Below are 18,450 nucleotides of genomic sequence, written 5' to 3' on the forward strand. Positions count from 1 at the left end.
ATGGATGATGTGCGCGTCCCCACCCTTGAGACGCGCGTTTCGGACCGGTTGCGGTGCTCGCGATGCCGCGTTCCGATTCACGCCCGGTAGTTTGTCGGCCTTTGTCCTCTGAGACAAGAGGCAATTTCGGCGGTAATGGGGCTGGAGGTCCGAGACGCCTTACATAGTCGCTTTACGGCGCAATGTCTTGACGGCATCGGTTCCGGGCGGCGAGTCTATGGCGTTGTGACGGTCACGCCCGTGCGCACGCACCCGCTCCAGCGCCTGTCCGCGGACGAGATCCGCGCGGCTCGCGCCCTCTTCGACGACAACGGCCTGGTCAGCGCGGCGACGAGGTTCGCGCTGCTCGGTCTGGAAGAGCCCGACAAGCTGGCGGTGCTCGGCCACCGCGACGGCGATCCGGTCGATCGCCGCGTGCGGGCCGTCCTCCTCGACCTCGAGACGGGCGCCGCGCGCACCGTCATCGCGTCGCTGACCCGCGGCGCGGTCGACTCCGTCGAGACGATCGATCCCGTCACCGACGGCCAGCCGGCGATCCTGCTGGAGGAGCTGATCACGGTCGACGAGATCGTGAAGGCCGACGCCGGCTGGCGCGCGGCGATGGCCCGTCGCGGCATCACCGACGCCGACCTCGACCTCGTCCGCCCGTGCCCGCTGGCGGCCGGCAACTTCGGCATCCCCAGTGAGCGGGGCCGCCGGGTGCTGCACGTGCTGTCGTTCCGGCAGAACCGGCCCGAGGACCACGCCTGGGCGCACCCGATCGACGGCGTGGTGGCCTACGTCGACCTCATCGAGAAGAAGGTCATCGAGCTGATCGACGACGTCGTCCTCCCGATCCCGGAGGAGGAGGCCAACCACGACGACCCCGCCTACACCGGGCCGCCGCGCACCACGCTGCGGCCGATCGAGATCACCCAGCCCGAGGGGCCGAGCTTCACCGTCGACGGCGACGTCGTCAGCTGGGAGAACTGGACCTTCCGGGTCGGCTTCGACCCGCGCGAGGGCCTGGTCCTGCACCAGCTCGGCTGGCGCGACGGCGACCGCGTCCGGCCGGTGATCTACCGGGCGTCGCTGGCCGAGATGGTGGTCCCGTACGCCGACCCGAGCCCGGTGCGGTTCTGGCAGGCCTACTTCGACGCCGGCGAGTACCTGCTCGGCCAGCAGGTCAACTCGCTGGAGCTGGGCTGCGACTGCCTCGGCGAGATCCACTACTTCGACGCCGTCCTGGCCGACGGCGACGGCGCGCCGCGCGAGGTCAGCAACGCCATCTGCCTGCACGAAGAGGACTACGGCGTGCTGTGGAAGCACACCGACATCTTCACCGAGTCGGCCGAGACGCGGCGGCAGCGGCGGCTGGTCATCTCCTTCTTCGTCACCGTCGGCAACTACGACTACGGCTTCTACTGGTACCTGTACCTCGACGGGACGATCCAGCTGGAGGTCAAGGCCACCGGCGTCGTGTCCACCTCGTCGTACCGGCCGGACAGCTCGTATGCCTCGGAGGTGGCGCCCGGCCTCGGCGCGCCCTACCACCAGCACCTGTACTGCGTCCGCCTGGACATGATGGTCGACGGCCTCGACAACGCCGTCGACGAGCTGGAGGTGCAGCCGCTGCCGATCGGCCCGGCCAACCCGAACGGCAACGCGTTCACCCGGCGGACCACCCGGCTGCGCACCGAGGCCGAGGCGTCCCGCGCGGCGGACCCGCTGGCCGGGCGCACGTGGCAGATCTCCAGCTCGGACGCGACCAACCGGCTCGGCCGTCCGGTCGCGTACGAGCTGCGTCCCGAGGGCAAGCCGATGCTGCTCGCCGACCCCGCGTCGGCGACGGCGAACCGCGCGGCGTTCGCGACCAAGTCGCTGTGGGTCACCCGCTACGACCCGGCCGAGCGCTACCCCGCCGGCGACCTCATCAACCAGCACCCCGGTGGCGCCGGCCTGCCCCAGTACGTCGCGGCCGACCGTGCCATCGAGGACCAGGACATCGTGGTCTGGCACACCTTCGGCGCCGTGCACTTCCCGCGGCCCGAGGACTGGCCGGTCATGCCGGTGGAGTACAGCGGCTTCACCCTCCGCCCGGTCGGCTTCTTCGACCGCAACCCGACGCTCGACGTGCCGGCCACCACGTCCGCCCACTGCGGCCACGAGGGGCACGGCGACCACCACCACGGCTAGCCCTTGCATGCAGGTTGCAGTACACTCGCCGCATGGCCGGTGAGATCCTCCAGGTCCGCGACGTCGACAGCGACGACCTCGCGGTGCTGCGCGAACGTGCCGCGCGCGAGGGCAAGTCGCTGTCGGCGTACGTGCGCGACCTGCTGCACGACGAGGCGATGTCGCCGACCAACGCCGAGGTGGTCGAGGCCATCGCGGGCGAAGAGCCGGTCGAGGCCGATCTCGACGAGGTGCGCCGCTACATCGAGGCTGAACGCTCTTGGTGACGGTGGTCGACGCGTCGGTGGTCGTCCGGCTGCTCCAGGCCCGCGAGGACGATGAGCTGCTCCGCAAGCGCATCGCCACGTCCGATCGCGGTCTGCACGCGCCGGCGCACCTCGACATCGAGGTGCTCTCCGCCATCAGCGGTCTGGCGAGGGGCGGCAAGGTCCATGCCTACCGCGCCGCCCGGATGGCCGACCAGCTCGCCCTGCTGCGCATCACTCGCCATCCGGTCGCGCAGTTCGGCCGGCGGCTGTTGAAGCTCCGCGACAACTTCACGGTGTACGACGCGGCCTACCTCGTGCTGGCCGAGACCCTCGGCTGCCCGCTGCTCACCTGCGACACGAAGGTCGCCAGGGCGCCGAAGGGCGCCCACCGCGCCGAGATCCACACGTATCCGGCGTGACCGGCGTTCGACGGAGGACGGAGCGGGGCGGACGAGCTTCCGTCATTTGACGGGTGCAATGTCACCGTGCCACCGGTACCGTCGCTGAACACCATTCTCATCACGGGCCGGACTGTCTTCCGGCCCGCGATGTCACGTGCACGGGTGAGACGGAGACCGCATGAAGAAGATCGTCGCCGCGCTCGCGCCGACGGCACTGGCGGCAGGACTGTTGACGGTGCCCATGGCGGGCGTCCCGTCGGCGAACGAGGCTCTGCCGCAGTGGCCGGAGGTGGGCAGCGCGCGGGTCGTCCCGCTCCAGGAGACGGGGTCGCCGAACGAGCGCCTCAACCTGATCGTCATCTGCGACGGCTACCAGGCCGACGAGATCGACCGGTGCGAGGAGGACGTCGACCGCAACCAGGCCATCCAGCGGGGCGTGGAGCCGTTCCGCACCTACCGCGACTACATCAACGTCTACCTGCTGCAGATCGTGTCGCCCGACTCGGGCGTGCGGCGCGACCCGGAGGAGGACGCGTCCGACGAGGTCAAGGACCGCAAGAACACCCCGCTGCGGCTCTGGTACTCCGACGGGCTGACGAACCCGCTGGCGCGCGGCATCACGTACGGCTCGGCGCTGGACCCGGGCGGCTGTCCCGGCCACCCCACGACGGGCGGCGGCGGGCCGTCGTACCCGCTCGCTCCGGGCATCCTCGGCGACCTGCGCTGCAGCGGCAACCAGCAGCGGGCCATGTACCTGAACTCGTACGTCGCGCCCGTCCTGGGGCTGCAAGCGGGGGTCTTCCTGCCCTCTGGCGGCGCGAGCTCGGGCCCGCAGAACGTGCAGACGCTGGCCATCTCGAACACGTTCACCTACGGCGGCATCGGCGGCCGCGACGCGACGGCGTCCGGCGGCAGCCCGCAGTCGCCGCTGATCTCGCTGCACGAACTGGGTCACTCGCTGGGCACCATGGCCGACGAGTACCCGTACAGCAGCCGGACGGAGCCGGGCGATCCGTACAACCCGGTGCCGAACCCGGAGCCGCCGTCGTTCCACCACACCCGGCTGACGTCGGCGCAGATGATCGCGAACCAGGTCAAGTGGTGGCGCTGGCTCGGCGAGGAGAGCCTGTCCGGCGGCATCATCCGGGCGGCCGACCCCGACGGCCACGAGAGCGGCAACACCCGCGGCTCCGACATCTGGCGGCCCAGCTCGCACTCGATCATGCGCTGGATCGGCTTCCACTGGGACCAGCCCGGCCTGGAGCACATGGTCGCCCGCATCACCGGCCAGCGCGACAAGGGTCAGATGAGCCTGCTGAGCACGCCCGCCGGCACCGTCGCGGGCGACGGCGTCCTCTGGCTGGAGACCACGCACCCGCGGTTCCACGACCTGCAGATCACCTGGCGCAGCGGCGGGCCGGCCGGCCCGGTCATCGCGACCGGCACCCGCCACCTCGACCTCGCCGGCCTGGGCCTCGCTCCGGGCACCACGGTCCACGTCGAGGTCCGCGACCCCGTCGGCCCGGACGGCAACGACTGGGTGCGCAACCCGTCGACGAACAACACCGCGACCGACTCCGGCTTCAACGGCCCCCGGTTCGTGCAGACCCGGTCCTGGACGGTGGGCGACGCGTCGGCCGCCCCTGACACCGTGGCGCCGGAGTTCACCGGGTCGACCCCGGACGTCCGGCCGGTCGCCGGCGACGAGGTCGTCTTCGTCGAGACCACCCACGCGGCCGACCGCGTGTTCGACGTCGCGTGGACGGTGAACGGCGCCGCCGTGGCCGCCACGGGCGACGGCCGGGCGCTCGACCTCGGCGCGCTGGACCTGCCGGCCGGCACGCACGAGCTCACGGCGACGGTGACCGACCCGGCCGCGCCGGGCGCCTCCGACACCGTGACGTGGACCGTCGACAACGCCATGCCGACGGCGCCGCGGACACTGTCCGAGCCGCTGACCACGATGACGTCCGACGACGGGCACGGCATCTACTTCGACGGCTGGGACATGCTGCTCACGCCGTCGGACGACCGCACCGGTTACGAGGGCGAGCCGTACATCGTCGGCGAGTTCCGGCTCGACGGCGACGGCTGGTTCAACTACTTCGGCTTCCCGGAGGAGCCGATGCCGGTCTCGCCGTTCGAGTTCCGCCACTCGGGCACCAGCGTCAAGGCGCTGACGTACGGCAACCTCGGCACCGGCGGGCTGTCGAAGGCGACGTTCGAGCAGGACTACGGCCCGGACGACCCGAACGGCCCGTTCGTGCCCGGCTACGGCACCCACACCGTCGAGCACCGCGCGGTCGACCCGGCCGGCAACATCAGCACGCCCGACTCGTACACGGCGACCGTGCTGCCGGGCGCGGAAGCGGCCTGCACCCGGACCATCACCGGTGTCCGTGCCGGCGCCCTGCTGGTCACCAGCGGCGTCACCTGCATCGAGGACGCCACAGTGGCCGGCACGGTGACGGTGCGCTCCGGCGGGTCGCTGGTGGTCAAGGACAGCACCGTCGCCGGCAGCCTGCTGGCCGACGGCGCGGGCGAGATCCAGGTGATCGGATCGACGCTGGCCGGCCAGGTGCGCATCACCGGCACCGTCAACGGCGTCACCGCCGCCGGGTCGTCGTTCCGCGGCTCGGTCGCGCTGACCGGCAACGGGCGGGTCCCCGGCAACGCGTCGGAGCAGCGGTACACGCAATACGGCGTGGCGTACGGGCCGATCCTGGCGGGCAACTCGTTCGCCGGCCGGCTCAGCTGCTCCAGCAGCAGCGCGCCGGTGCGCGACTTCGGCGCGGCGAACGAGCTGCGTGGCGTCGCGACAGGGGAGTGCTCGGCCTTGTGAGTGGCGACGGGGCCCGGGTCGCGCATGGCGGCCCGGGCCCCGTCCTACCTGGTCACAACGGTCTGGTCCGGTCCGGTGGGCGGGCGTACGGTGACGGCATGCCGAGTGCGATCGCCAACGGCGTCGATCTGTACTACGAGGCACACGGACACGGTCCGGTCATCCTCGGCATCCACGGCAGCCCGAGTTCGGCCGTCCTCTGGGAGCCCGCCGCCGTCCGCCTGGGAGCGCTCGGCACCTGCGTCGTCTACGACCGCCGCGGCTACGGCCGCAGCACCGCGCCGGAGCCGTTCGAGGCGACCGACCTCGACGACCAGGTGGCCGACGCCGCCGCGCTGCTGGACCGCCTCGGCGCGGAGTCGGCGATCGTCATCGGCCGCAGCACCGGCGGGCTGATCGCGCTGGAGCTGGCGCACTCGCGGCCGCATCGGGTCGACGGTCTGGTGCTGCTCGAGCCCGCGCTGTTCACCGTCGACGGCGACACTCGCGCGTGGGCGGCGCAGCTGCGCGCGGAGGTCCTCGCGGCCGCCGGCGACGACCCGGCTCGAGCCGCCGAGGCCGTCGTCCGCATCGCGCTCGGCGACGAGGCCTGGGACGCGATGGACGCCGGCGTCCGGGACCTGCTGCGCGCCGGCGGCCGCGCCGTCCTGGCCGAGATCCGCGGCCGAGGCCTCGACCTCAGCGCGGAGCCGCTCGAGTTGAGCGACGCCGAGCTGTCCGGCATCGAGGTCCCGACGCTGCTGGTGTCGGCGGCGGGGTCACCGGCCCCGCTGCGCCGCGTGGTGCCGCGGCTGGCCGCCCGGCTGCCCCGCGCGTCCGCCGCCGTCGTCGCGGGCGGCCACCTCATCGATCCCGCGTCCCCCGTCGTGCTGGAGTTCGTCCGCCCGCTGACCGAACCCTAAGGTGCCCGTGTGGGGTTCACCCGGGCGGAGCTGGAGACGTTCCGCGACGGCACACTGCCCGACCTCGTCGGGCCGGGCCTGCGGCTGCTGTTCGTGGGCATCAACCCCGGCCTGATGACCGTGGCGGTGCAGACGCACTTCGGCCGGCCGGGGAACCGGTTCTATCCGGCGTTGCTGCGGGCCGGCATCATCGACCGGCCGATCGACGTCTCAGGCGGGACGTCCGCCTCGGACGAGGCGTACCTGACCGGCCGCGGTCTGGGCATCACCAACCTCGTCGACCGGGCGACGGCGCGGGCGGACGAGCTGAGCGCCGCGGAGCTGGCGGCCGGGGCCGCCGCCCTGGCGGACAAGGTGGCCCGGCTGGCGCCGGAGGTCGTGGCGGTGCTCGGCATCACCGCGTACCGGACCGCGTTCCGGCGGCCGCGCGCCATGGCCGGCGAGCAGCCCGGCGGCCTCGGCGGCGCGCGGCTGTGGGTGCTGCCGAACCCGAGCGGGCTCAACGCACACGAGACCCCGGACAGCTTGGCCGCGGCCTACCGGACGGCGGCCGTGGCAGCCGGTGTCGTCCCTGCCATACCACCAGGTGAGAAAGCTCTTGAGGAGCAAACGGGTCGTTGACTACTGTCGCCCGGATGAGTCGTCAGAACCCGGCGCGCGGCGTCGCGTACGTCATCCTCGCGGCGGTGTTCTTCTCCGTCAACGCGTCGATGTCGAAGGTCGCGCTGGAGGCGGGGGTGGAGCCGTCGGTGCTGGCGGCGCTGCGATCGACCGGCGCGGCCGTGGTCCTGCTGGTCGCCGTCGCCGCGATCGCGCCCGGGCGGCTGCGGATCGGGCTGCGCGAGCTGCCGTTCCTGGTCGCACTCGGCGTCGCCGGCGGCGCGCTGGTGCAATGGCTGTACTTCATGGCGATCGACCGGCTGCCGGTGGGCATCGCGCTGCTGCTGGAGTTCACCGCGCCGGCCATGGTCGCGCTGTTCAGCTGGTCGGTGCTGCGGCAGCGGATCCGCCGCCAGACCTGGCTGGGGATCGGCGTCGCGCTGATCGGGCTCGCGCTGGTCGCCCAGGTGTGGACGGACATCGGGCTCGACGCCGTCGGCGTGCTGGCCGGGTTCGGCGCGGCCGCCTGCCTGGCCAGCTACTACCTGGTCGGCTCGCGGTTGTCCGGCGACCGCGACTCGCTGTCGCTGACGTTCTGGATGTTCGCGTTCGCGGCGCTGTTCTGGGCCGTCGCGCAGCCGTGGTGGACGGTCGACCTCGCGCCACTGGGCCGCGAGACGTCGCTGCTGGGCGCCTTCGACTCGGTGTCGGTGCCCGCGTGGTCGACGGTGCTGTGGATCATCGTGTTCGGGACGGTCGTGGCGTACGGCCTGAACCTCGCCGCGCTGCGGCACATCTCGCCGACCGCCTGCGGCGTCATCGGGATGTCCGAGCCGGTCGGCTCCGCGGTGGTCGCGTGGGTGTGGCTCGAGCAGAGCCTCAGCGCGCCCCAGGTGGTCGGCGGGCTGGTCGTGCTGGCCGGCATCGCGCTGGCCGAGACCGGCGGCACGGCGGCAGCGTCGCCGCCGCCGGACTCTCCCGCTGAGGACGACGTGGACCGCGTACCGCTGTCGCCCGAGGCCGCCGCCGCGCCGCATTGACGATCACTGACGGCGACGGCCGGCGACGTCACAGACTCGCGAAGGCGGGCACGGACTCGGCGGCGGGGTCGGTGAGGGCCTCGTGGTACGCCGACCAGTGCAGCAGGGCGCTGACGGCGACCGCGTTGCAGCCGGGCCAGTCCATCGTCACCAGGCGGGTGCCGAACCGGGTGTCCAGGCCCCACGTCGACAGCGAGCCCTGCTCGTCCTGGCCGGCGACGATGGCGTTGGCCGCGGCCAACGCCTTGTCGACGTAGCGGTCGTCGCCGGTCTCGCGGTGCAGCGTGAGCAGCGACACCAGCCAGTGTCCGGTGTGCACCTCCATCGGCCAGTAGCAGCGGTACTGCTCGAGCACTGTCGGCGTCGGGCAGTGCGGCGGGACGGGTGACTCCTCCGGCGCCCACACCACGAACTGGTCCTCGATGTAGGCGTTCAGCCGCGCCGCCAACTCCGCGCGCGAGGGCACGTCGCAGCGACCCGACAGCAGGTAGCGGATGGTCTCGTTGGTGTCCCAATGTTGCAGGTTGCTCCACGGCGGCGTCTCCGGGATGTCCTCGTACATCCCCTCCCAGCGGCCGTCCGCCACCGGGCCGGCCAGCAGCCAGGCCTCGCCCTTGGCCGCGGCCGACGCGCGGGCGGCCAGCTGCGGTGGCGTCCCCGGCGCACCGGACACCTCGCCGAGCAGGGTGAGCAGCCAGATCGGGGTCACGACGGCGGAGGTGTAGCCGATGCTCGGCTCGCCCGTGCGCGGGTCGACGCGGAACGGCCAGGAGCCGTCCGGGTTCTGCAGGTCGGTCAGGACGTCGCCGATGCGCGCCGCCCGTTCGAGGTACCGCGACTCGCCGGTGCGCTCGAACAGGCGCAGCATCACCTCGCCGACGCGTGCGGCCCGGAAGACGGTGATGTGGTCGCCCTCGACCCACCCGCCGAACCCGCCCTCGAGCACCGTCGACGGCGCCAGCCCGCCCAGCCGCCAGTCGTCCGGGAGGTGGTGCTCGAGCAGCCACCGTCCGTACGCCAGCGCCTGCCGTTCCGCGTCGGCGGCCTGCGGGTGGTCCGGGAACCGGTCGGCGTACGTCAGGTAGGCATGGATGTAGCTGGCATGGTGCTGGGCCGGGAACGCCAGCCGGCCGCGCAGCCCCGACACGCTGTCCTCGAACGAGCTCCACGCGCTGCGGGGATAGCCGTCCTCGTAGCCGAAGACCTCGTCGCGGGCCGGCTGGAGCAGGTAGCCGACGGTGCGGTGGACGGCGCCGGCCCAGTCCGCGGGGGCGGGCCGGACGCCGTCGAACCCGGGGACCTTCCAGAACCGGCGGTGTTTGCGGACGGCCACCTCGCGGTCGCCGTCGAAGCCGCGGATCAGCACGTCCACCGGGCCGAGCGGGAGTAGCGGCCAGGCGGCGGACAGGTCGGCCGCAGGTGCGTCGACGGACCCCGTCCAGACGACCCGCTCGCGGTCGGCGACGGCGACCTCGAACCGCGAGGCCAGCGGCACCCACGCCCAGCGGAGCAACGGTGGCCCGACGAACCGGGGCGAGAACGCGGTCGGCCCCTCGAACCGGATCACGCGCGCTGGGTCGATCCAGTCACTCATCGGCACTCATTGGCACTCATACGCTGCTCCCGAGGTCAGAACCAGGTCTCGACGACGTCGGTGACGACGCCGTCCGGGCCGGCCAGTGCGAGGTGCCGCCACTTGTCGAAGGTGGTGCACGGGTGCGAGATGCCGAGCTGCACGCGGTCACCGACGGCGAGCGCGGTGCCGGCGGGCAGCGAGACGAAGGCGTGCTGGTCGTTCAGGGCGGTGACCTCGGCGTCCAGCGAGCGAGTCTCCGTCGCGCCGCGGGGGAGGACGGCGAGCGGGATCGGCAGCCCCTGGTCGAACGAGGCGTCGCGGCGGCCGACGTCGAGGAAGGCGCGGCCGGGCTCGGGCGCCGACACGACGGTGCCCCACACGGTGAGCGCGGCGCGCAGCCGGGCCGGCGCGTCCGGGCCGTCGAGTGGGGAGTTGCGGCGGAACATGCCGGAGTCATGCGTGACGTAGCAGCCGCTGCGCAGCACCACCCGCCCGCCGCCGGCCAGCACGTCCGCCACGACGTCGTAGAACATGCTTCCGCCGGCCGACAGCACGAGGTTGCCGTTCACGTCGTCGCGCAGGTCGTCGCCGGCCGCCCGCAGCGTCTCCAGGTAGGCCCGTACCGCGGCCATCGACGGCGGCGTGCGGTCGCCGGCCACCGAGCCCTCGTAGCCGGCGACGCCGGTCAGACGGACGTTCGGCGACCGCCCGATCGCGGCCCGGACGGCGTCGCGATCGGCCTTCGTGCGGGTGCCGGTGCGCCCGCCCGGCAGCCCGACCTCCAGCAGGACGTCCATGACGGCGCCCGCCCGGGCCGCGGCCGTCTGCAGGATCTCGACGCCGTCGGGGGAGTCGACCCAGCAGCGGAACGCGAACCCGCCGCCGGCGACCTCGCCGGCCACCCAGGCCGCCTCGCCGGGCTGCACCAGCTCGTTGGCCAGCTGCACCGACGGCACGCCGTGCGCGCGCATGACCCGCACCTGGGCCGGCGTCGCGGCCGTGATGCCGGTGGCGCCGGCGGCCAGCTGGCGGTGGAACAGCGCCGGCGCCATGGTGGTCTTGCCGTGCGGCTGCAGCTCGGCGCCGTGCTCGCGGCACCACGCCGCCATGGTGGCGAGGTTGTGCTCCAGCGCGGCGTCGTCGAGGACCGCGAACGGGGTGGGCAGGTCGTGGACGGATCGGCCGGCGATCGAGGGCGTCGAAGGAGTCACGGGCGTCACGGTACCGGGAAGGTGCCCCGCAGGTTGACCGAGGAGTACGCGATGTGCCTGGTCAGCGGGTCGGCCGCGAGTGCGGCGTCGGTGACCGGCAGCTGCGCGTGCGTCTCGTTGTACAGCCGCACGAACGACTCGGCGAAGTTGACGCCGGCGGCCCGGCCGGCCTCGCCGTTGTACGACTCCACCAGCTTGCGGGCGAACACGCCGTGGTAGCCCTGGCTGACGAACTGGTCCATCGCCGCGAGCTTCGTCCCGACGACGTCGGTGATGTCGACGTAGCAGTCGTTGCGCAGCCCGTTCAGGCTGAGCGCGTCGAGGTTGTAGACCGGCAGCCCGGTGAGGAACACCTGCCGCACCGGCACCTCGTCGCGGCCGTCGAGGTTGCGCAGGTAGGTGCCGGCCCGCGAGAGCGCGGCCAGCGCCATGCCGGTGGCGACGGAGTGCGGGTCGAAGTACGCCGGGCTGCGCGGGTGGTCGGCGATGACGATCTCGGGCTGCTCGGCCGCGATCTGCTCCGCGATCTCCTCGACGACGTCCTCGCGGACGGTCGCGTAGGTGTCCTCGTGGTCCAGCGTGATGATCTTGCTGATGCCGATGATGTCGGCGGCCCGGTCCAGCTCGTCCTTCTTGTTCGCGACGATGGCGTCGAGGCCCGCGGTCGCGATGTCGTCGGACGGGTGGTCCTTGCGCCACTCCTCGGCGTACTTGTTCGCGTGGATGCGCCCGCCGTGGCTCAGGATCAGCGCGACGACCTCGTCGCCGCGCTCGGCGTGCAGCGCCAGCGTGCCGCCGCAGTTCGTGATCGTGTCGGCCGGGTGGGCGTAGATCGTCATGATCTTCATGGAGGGTCTCCGGGGTCCGGGATGCGCCAGCGCCTGGGAACGAGCACACACGGAACCTCATTCCATGTCAAGCACCACGAGTTCGCTCGCGTAGTCGCCGACCAGCGGCACCCGCAGGCCGTGGTGCATGAGCAGCGCCCCGCTGTACCGGGTGCCCGATGCCGTGTCGACGTACACAGCGGCCGGGTCGAGGCCGCGCAGCCGCAGCAGCACCGTCCGCCGCAGGTGCCGCACCGACGGCGCGAACGCGAACACCATGAGCTGGTGACCCGACGGCGACAGGTAGCTGACCGCCGTCACGTCGTCGGGCGCCCCGCTCAGCCGGCGCATGACCCCGTACTGCACCGTCGCGCGCACCCGCTTGTACTGCGCGACGTACTGCGCCGCCTCGGCCAGGTCCGACGACGACCACGACACCAGGTCGCCGCCGATGCCCAGCAGCCCGGTCATCGCCGAGTGGAAGCGGAACCGCAGCGGGATGTCGCGCTTGGTGAGGTAGGTGGGGGAGTCGGTGACCCATGCCATCATCGTGTGCGGCGAGTGCACGTAGGCGTACCCGTGCTGGATCGAGAGCCGTTCCAGCGCGTCGGTGTTGTCGCTGGGCCACACCCACTCCGTGCGCGACAGAACGCCGAGGTCGGCCCGGCCGCCGCCGGAGGCGCAGCTCTCGATCCAGACGTCCGGATGCAGGGCGCGGACGCGGTCGAGCACGTCGTAGAACCCTTCGACGTGGCCGATCCAGACCGAGCCGGACTCGTCGAGCCCATCGGAGGCCTCCGTCAACGGCCGGTTGAGATCCCACTTCAGCGCGTCGATCGGCGCCGACGACAGCAGGGCGTCCAGCGCCTCGACGAGGTGGGTGCGGACGTCCGGACGGCTCAGCGCCAGCAGGTGGGTCTGCCGGGCGAGCGTGCGCGGGCGGGTCGGCCACTGGTAGATCCAGTCCGGGTGGGCCCGGAAGAGGGCGCTGTCCGGGCTGACGGCCTCGGGCTCGACCCACAGGCCGAACCGCATGCCAAGGCCGTGCACCTCGTCGGCCAGCGGCGTCAGGCCATCGGGGAACGCCTCCGGGTCCGGGGTCCAGTCGCCGATGCCGGCGCTCTCGTCGTTCCGGCCGGCGAACCAGCCGTCGTCGACGACGAACAGCTCGGCGCCCAGTCCGGCCGCCCGCCGGGCCAGCTCGAGCTGCGAGTCGGGGCGAACGTCGAAGAACGTCGCCTCCCAGCTGTTGTAGAGGACCGGCCGGACGGTGCCGGATCGGGGCACGACGTGGCGGCGCTCGTAGGCGTGCCAGCGGTCGGTGAGATCGTCGTGGCCCGCACCCGCGAAGACGCCGACCGAGACGGGGGTCGTCCACGACGCGCCCGGGGCCAGTGGGTGCCGAAGGTCGAAGTCGTTGACGCCGGCGGTCACGTGCAGCCGGCCGTCGTAGGCCAGCTCGGCCGCCAGCCGCCACGAGCCGCTCCAGGCCAGCGCGACGCTCCACACCTCGCCGGCGTCGTCGCCCGCGGCACGGTCCAGCGCCAGCCACGGCTGGGCGGCGTGACCGGGGATGCCGCGGCGCGACTCCAGCACGAGCCGGCCGGGCCCGAGCGGCCGCCGCACCACCTGCGTCTCGGCGGCGTACATGCCGGCCAGCCAGGTCGCGGCCCAGCTCGGCTGCCAGGGCAGTGCCCAGCCGGCCGAGTACGCGCGGTCCAGCACGAGCGGCTCGTCGCCGTCGTTGATCACCTCGCACCAGCGCTCCAGCGCGCCGCCGCGGACCCGATAGTGCAGCTCGGTGGCGAACGGGTAGTGCCGGTCCTCGAGCCGGACGGCGAGCGTGTCGCGGCCGGGTCCGATCGTGTGGTCCGCGTAGGCCAGATCGAGCGCCCGGACGCCGTCGGCGAATTCGACCCCGAGCGCGCTCTCGTCGAACCGCCGCCCGCCGTGCTGCACGAACTCCTCGGCGTGCGCGCGCGGCGACGACCAGGTGTTCGAGCCGAAGTCGCCGGCGTCCTCGGCGAGCAGCGTCGCGACGTCGGACGGCGCGACCGGCCCGCCCCAGTGCACGTGCCGCACCCCGCCGCCGGGCTCGACGGCCAGGACGTACGCGAAGCCGGCGCCGCTGAGCAGGAACGCGTTCTGCTCGCCCAGGTGCTGGATCGGAGAGTCGTCAGGCACGTCGCTCCTCACGGACGGGTCAGTCGCCAACTACTAGACGTGGGACGACGTTTCATGTCAAGGTCTTCCGGCTGTGGCCCCATTCGGCCGGCCAGGGAGGCACGTGTCATGTCCACATCGGCGAGAGTTCGGCTGGTCCGCGACGACGATCGGGTCCAGGTCACCACGCAGTCCTACACCTGGACGTGGACCGCGGCCGGCGACCTGCTGACCCTGGCCGACAGACGGGGCCGGACGATCGTGTCCGGCCCGATGCAGCCGGCCGTGGTGACCGGTCGCGACGGAGCCGCCCGGTACATGCCCGGCCGGCTCGACGGCGTGGACGTCGACGGCGAGCGGCTCACCGTGACCTACTCGGGGGTGAACGGCGCCGACGTCACCACGGTGAGCTGGCGGTTCGAGGCCGAGCGGTGCTGGATCGACCCCGTCGAGTACTCCATGGCCGCCGACGCCGACGTCATCTCGCTGGTCTACTTCGCCCGCGCGCCCGAGCGGGCCGGTGACCAGCCCCGGCCTGGCCTCCTCTGCCGCTACCTGATCCACCCGGGCATCTCCGGCTCGGCGGCCGTGAGCCCGGTGATCCAGACCCAGGCCAAGCTCGACACCTTGACCTGGCTCGGCCGTGGCGGCGGCGGTGCGGTCCCGATGCGCCAGCAGTGGGGACTGCCGGTGCACTACGTGGCCGGTATCGGCTCGTCGGCGCACCCGGTCGAGGTCGGCGCGATGACGTCGAAGCTGAGCGATGCGTTCTGTCTCGGACTCGGCGACCTCCCGGCGGGCGATCTGCTGCTGCGGTTCCAGGACGAGCGGTTCTCGCCGGTACTCCAGATGCACGGCGACCTCTGGGGCCACCTGCGCGGTCCGGCGACCTTCGCGCTGGGTGCGCCCATGGTGTTCACCGTCGGACCCGCCTATCCGGACGCGATCCGGGCCTACCAGCGCGCGCTCGTCGAGTCGGGCATCGTCTCGGTACCGGCACCGTCACGGCGGAAGGCCGAGGCGGCCACGTCGTCGCAGTTCAACACCTGGGGTGCCCAGCTTGCGGCGGGGAAGGCGTCGCAGCGCTTCGACCAGGCCGGCCTGGAGGCGATCCACGCCCAGCTGCTCGGCTCCGGCCTCGACGTCGGCATGTTCGTGATCGACGACAAGTGGGAGGGCGAGTACGGCAAGCTCGAACACGCACCGGATCGCTTCCCCGAGTTCGAGCGGGCACTGGCGGACGTCCGCGGACACGGTCATCGGATCGGCCTGTGGGCGGCGTTCCTGCGCTGTGACGACCCCGCGACCCACGGGCTCTCGGCGGCGGACCTGCTCAGCGGTCCCGATGGCGCTCCGATCGTGCTGGGGCCGGCCGAGGCGCCGTACTTCCTGTTCGACGTCACCCGGGCCGGGGTGCGTGAGGTGCTGCGGCACCGGATCGCCGCGTTCGTCGCGCACTACCGGCCCGACATGGTGAAGTTCGACTTCGGCTACGAGATCCCCGACCTGTCGCAATGCGCGCCGTCCGACCTGAGCTTCGCCGGTGAGCGGCTGCTGGGCCTGGCGCTCGACGTGGTGGTCGGAGCCCTCCGTGCCGCCGACCCCGACATCGTGGTCATGTACTACTCGCTGTCGCCGCTGTTCGCACCGTACGTCGACCTGCACAGCCTGGACGACCCCTGGATGAACGCCCAGGAGTACCACGCGGAGGCCAACCGCCGGCTGTACTTCAGCCGGCTGCTCGGCGAGCTCGGCACGCCGACCTACGGGTCCGGTGGCTACGACTGGGTCAACCAGGTCGACATCTGGTTCGACTCGGTCGCCGCCGGCCCGCTGGGCATGCTGAGCAGCTTCACCGGTGACCTCTCCGACAGCAGTTGCACCCCCGAGCACGTCGCGGCGCACAACGGCCTGGTACGGCTCGCGCGCCGCTCCACCCGGTTCCGGGTCGAAGCGATCGGCGCGTCCGGGCTCGGCCCGGTCACGGGTGCGCGGTCGTCGTCGTGGGTGCGGCTCGAGGACGGTGCGCCGGTGCTGGTCGTGCTGCGGGTGGCCGGGTTCCTGGGCGCACCGGGGGTGCGCGAGTACGGCGGCCTGCTCAGCACGGACGCGGACGTCGCGGTCGGCTCGCTCGACACCGGCGGGCTGGCGACGGCACGCCGGATCGGTGTCGTCCCGCGCGGCGACGGCGAGCTGATCCTGCGCTTCGTGCCCGCCGGCGAATCGGTCGCGGTCGTCGTACACACGCTCGACGGCGGGCGGCACGAGTCCTCACCGGAGGCGCGCGACGGCGAGCTCGCCATCCCGTTGTCCACCGCGGTCGACGGTGTCCCGGTCACCTGGATCGAGCTTGTCAGGCGTTGACATGGAACGGCGTTCTGTTCATTGTGCGAGCACTCGTCCGCCCCGAAGCAGGGAGTCGCCATGGCCGACCAGAACCGCCGCCGCTTGGGCCGAGCCGTCACCGCCGCCGGCGTGGCCGTCGCCGGCGTCGCGCTGTCATCCACGCTGCTGGTGTCGGCCCAGCCGTTGCCGCAGCCCATCGTCGGCAAGCCCGGGCTGCTGCTCCAGAACGGCGCGTTCGACGCCGGCAACCGCAGTGGTCACCCGATCGGCTGGGGCGTCGAGGGCAACGCCGAAGGTGCCAACATCGTCAACCTGGGCGCGTACCGCACCGCCGGGCTCGGCTCACTGGAGATCAACGACGTCGCCGGCTCGGCCGTCTCGGTGCGCAGCGAGCGCATCGTCGCGACGGCGGGCGACGACTACACCCTCACGGCGAACGTCAAGGGCAGGAGCGGCACACCGGCCTGGCTCTATCTGGAGTTCTGGGACTTTGACCGCAACCGCATCGGCGCCACCAACGCCGAGCCCGCCTTCAGCACCGACTGGCAGACGGTGACCGTCACCGGCGTCGCCCCGCCGAACACCGCGCACGTGACGGCGCACGTCTACGGCTCGCAGGCGGCCGCCGGGATCTCGTACTGGGACGAGGTGGTGCTCAGCGCGGCACCGCCGGCCTACGACCCGCACCTGGGCGCCGAGCGCGAGCTGTTCCTCGACGACTACCGCATCGAGTCCGCGCACGACGTCGAGCGCGTCGTCCATCCCGGTGAGAAGCTCCAGCGCCCGGTGCTTCGACCGGACCAGCCGTGGGAGGACAGCGCCTACACCTACGGCTCGGTCTACGTGATCGACGGCCTCTACCGCATGTGGTACACGTGCTACAACGACCAGGCGCCGCACTACCACCTCTGCTACGCCGAGAGCGCCGACGGCATCACCTGGGACAAGCCGCTGGGCCGCTCCACCGTCTCCGGGGTCGGCTACAAGGACATCCCGGCGTCGCAGACGAACATCGTGATGGCCGGCAGCGGCGCGCACGTCGCCTACAACCCGGACGCTCCCGCGGACCGGAAGTACTTCCTGATGAAGTCGCAGCCGGCACCGGGCGTGCCGGGCGGCAACGGCTACTACGGCTGGAAGTCTCCCGACGGGTACAACTGGACGCCGCTGTCGTCCACGCACCTGCTGAACGACGGCGACGTCGTCCAGACCACCTGGGATCCCCGGGCCGAGCTGTATATCGCGACGATCAAGAAGCGGATGTTCACCTCCCGCACGCCCGGCATCTACGAGCGGTCGGCGTTCGTGTCCACCAGCCCGGACCTGGTGACCTGGACGACACCGCAGCTGGCGGTCATGGGCGACTCCGCCGACGACGGCGCCGCCGAGGCGATCGGCGGGCTCGAAGCCCAGATCTACGGCATGCCGGTGCATCCGTACGAAAGCACCTACGTCGGCGTCCCATGGGTCTTCCTGACCACCGACTACACCTCGGGCGAGTACGCCACTGCCGCCGACGGGCCGGTGCTCCCGCAGCTGGCGACCTCGCGCGACCTGCTGCGCTGGGAGCGTCCGGTCCGCGATCCGCTGCTCGAGCCGAGCCGGGGTGGCGCTTGGGACGACGGCGCCCTCTACACCGCCTCGAACATCCTGGTCGACGACGAGAAGATCACGATGTACTACGCCGGCTTCCAGAACGGGCACGGCGGCGCCGACGCCGACGACCCCAACCGGGACCGGCACTTCGGCAACGTCGGCCTCGCGACGTGGCGCCGCGACGGCTTCGCGTCGATGACCAACGCGTCGCTGCCCGGCCTCGGCGACCCCGGCGAGATCACGACCAAGCCGGTGGTCTTCGACGGCGCGTCGCTGAACGTCAACGCCGTCGTCCACGAGGGCGGCAGCCTGCAGGTCGAGGTGCTGACCGCCGACGGCGAGCCCATCCCCGGCTTCACCGCCGCCGACGTGCTGCCGATCAACGGCGACCGGCTGTCGGCGCCGGTCAACTGGCGCGGCCGAGCCCGGCTCGCGAACCTCGCCGGCCAGCAGGTCAAGTTCCGGTTCCACCTGGTCAACACCGATCTGTACTCCTACTGGGTGGGGCAGGGCTGACGGGGTG

Annotated in this window: 13 protein-coding genes; 9 read left to right on the forward strand and 4 right to left on the reverse strand. The window is 72.3% G+C overall.

Going from position 1 to position 18,450, the window contains the following annotated elements:
• The first annotated feature begins 240 nt into the window (after window positions 1-240).
• The 7 genes from BLV05_RS14675 (at window position 241) to BLV05_RS14705 (ending at window position 8,208) form a co-directional block, all read left to right on the forward strand.
• On the forward strand, window positions 241-2,175 hold the full coding sequence (locus tag BLV05_RS14675; protein WP_231948821.1) for a primary-amine oxidase: 1,935 nt from the start codon (window positions 241-243) through the stop codon (window positions 2,173-2,175).
• 32 nt (window positions 2,176-2,207) lie between these two features.
• The gene (locus BLV05_RS14680) at window positions 2,208-2,441 is read left to right on the forward strand and encodes a FitA-like ribbon-helix-helix domain-containing protein (RefSeq protein WP_046767331.1); all 234 of its coding nucleotides are present in this window, start codon (window positions 2,208-2,210) and stop codon (window positions 2,439-2,441) included.
• Window positions 2,438-2,842, forward strand: coding sequence for a type II toxin-antitoxin system VapC family toxin (locus BLV05_RS14685; protein WP_046767330.1), 405 nt, complete (start codon window positions 2,438-2,440; stop codon window positions 2,840-2,842). The genes BLV05_RS14680 and BLV05_RS14685 overlap by 4 nt, the downstream gene beginning before the upstream one ends.
• Window positions 2,843-3,002: 160 nt before the next feature.
• Window positions 3,003-5,666: a M64 family metallopeptidase gene (locus BLV05_RS14690; RefSeq protein WP_046767329.1), complete on the forward strand. Its 2,664-nt coding sequence runs from the start codon at window positions 3,003-3,005 to the stop codon at window positions 5,664-5,666.
• A gap of 98 nt (window positions 5,667-5,764) precedes the next feature.
• Window positions 5,765-6,568, forward strand: coding sequence for an alpha/beta fold hydrolase (locus BLV05_RS14695; RefSeq protein ID WP_046767328.1), 804 nt, complete (start codon window positions 5,765-5,767; stop codon window positions 6,566-6,568).
• 9 nt (window positions 6,569-6,577) lie between these two features.
• Window positions 6,578-7,189: a mismatch-specific DNA-glycosylase gene (locus BLV05_RS14700; RefSeq protein ID WP_046767327.1), complete on the forward strand. Its 612-nt coding sequence runs from the start codon at window positions 6,578-6,580 to the stop codon at window positions 7,187-7,189.
• Between the two features lie 14 nt (window positions 7,190-7,203).
• Window positions 7,204-8,208 (forward strand): EamA family transporter, encoded by a 1,005-nt coding sequence (locus BLV05_RS14705; RefSeq protein ID WP_046767326.1) that lies wholly within the window; start codon window positions 7,204-7,206, stop codon window positions 8,206-8,208.
• A 28-nt stretch (window positions 8,209-8,236) separates the two neighbouring features.
• On the opposite strand, the gene BLV05_RS14710 is transcribed toward BLV05_RS14705, so the two are convergent.
• From BLV05_RS14710 to BLV05_RS14725, 4 genes are read right to left on the reverse strand one after another with little or no spacing between them, the layout of a single operon-like run.
• Window positions 8,237-9,802, reverse strand: coding sequence for a glycoside hydrolase family protein (locus BLV05_RS14710; RefSeq protein WP_046767325.1), 1,566 nt, complete (start codon window positions 9,800-9,802; stop codon window positions 8,237-8,239).
• Between the two features lie 35 nt (window positions 9,803-9,837).
• Window positions 9,838-10,995, reverse strand: a complete 1,158-nt coding sequence (locus BLV05_RS14715) for an alanine racemase (protein ID WP_052762206.1) — start codon at window positions 10,993-10,995, stop codon at window positions 9,838-9,840.
• Between the two features lie 5 nt (window positions 10,996-11,000).
• On the reverse strand, window positions 11,001-11,843 hold the full coding sequence (locus tag BLV05_RS14720; protein WP_046767323.1) for a PIG-L deacetylase family protein: 843 nt from the start codon (window positions 11,841-11,843) through the stop codon (window positions 11,001-11,003).
• Window positions 11,844-11,900: 57 nt separating this feature from the next.
• On the reverse strand, window positions 11,901-14,006 hold the full coding sequence (locus BLV05_RS14725; protein ID WP_052762205.1) for an alpha-galactosidase: 2,106 nt from the start codon (window positions 14,004-14,006) through the stop codon (window positions 11,901-11,903).
• 108 nt (window positions 14,007-14,114) lie between these two features.
• On the opposite strand from BLV05_RS14725, the gene BLV05_RS14730 reads away from it, so the two are divergent.
• Both BLV05_RS14730 and BLV05_RS14735 read left to right on the forward strand, forming a co-directional pair.
• Window positions 14,115-16,349: an alpha-galactosidase gene (locus tag BLV05_RS14730; RefSeq protein ID WP_046767322.1), complete on the forward strand. Its 2,235-nt coding sequence runs from the start codon at window positions 14,115-14,117 to the stop codon at window positions 16,347-16,349.
• A gap of 60 nt (window positions 16,350-16,409) precedes the next feature.
• On the forward strand, window positions 16,410-18,443 hold the full coding sequence (locus BLV05_RS14735; RefSeq protein WP_046767321.1) for a glycoside hydrolase family protein: 2,034 nt from the start codon (window positions 16,410-16,412) through the stop codon (window positions 18,441-18,443).
• Window positions 18,444-18,450 lie beyond the last annotated feature (7 nt).

Source organism: Jiangella alkaliphila (genome assembly GCF_900105925.1).
GTDB classification, from domain to species: domain Bacteria; phylum Actinomycetota; class Actinomycetes; order Jiangellales; family Jiangellaceae; genus Jiangella; species Jiangella alkaliphila.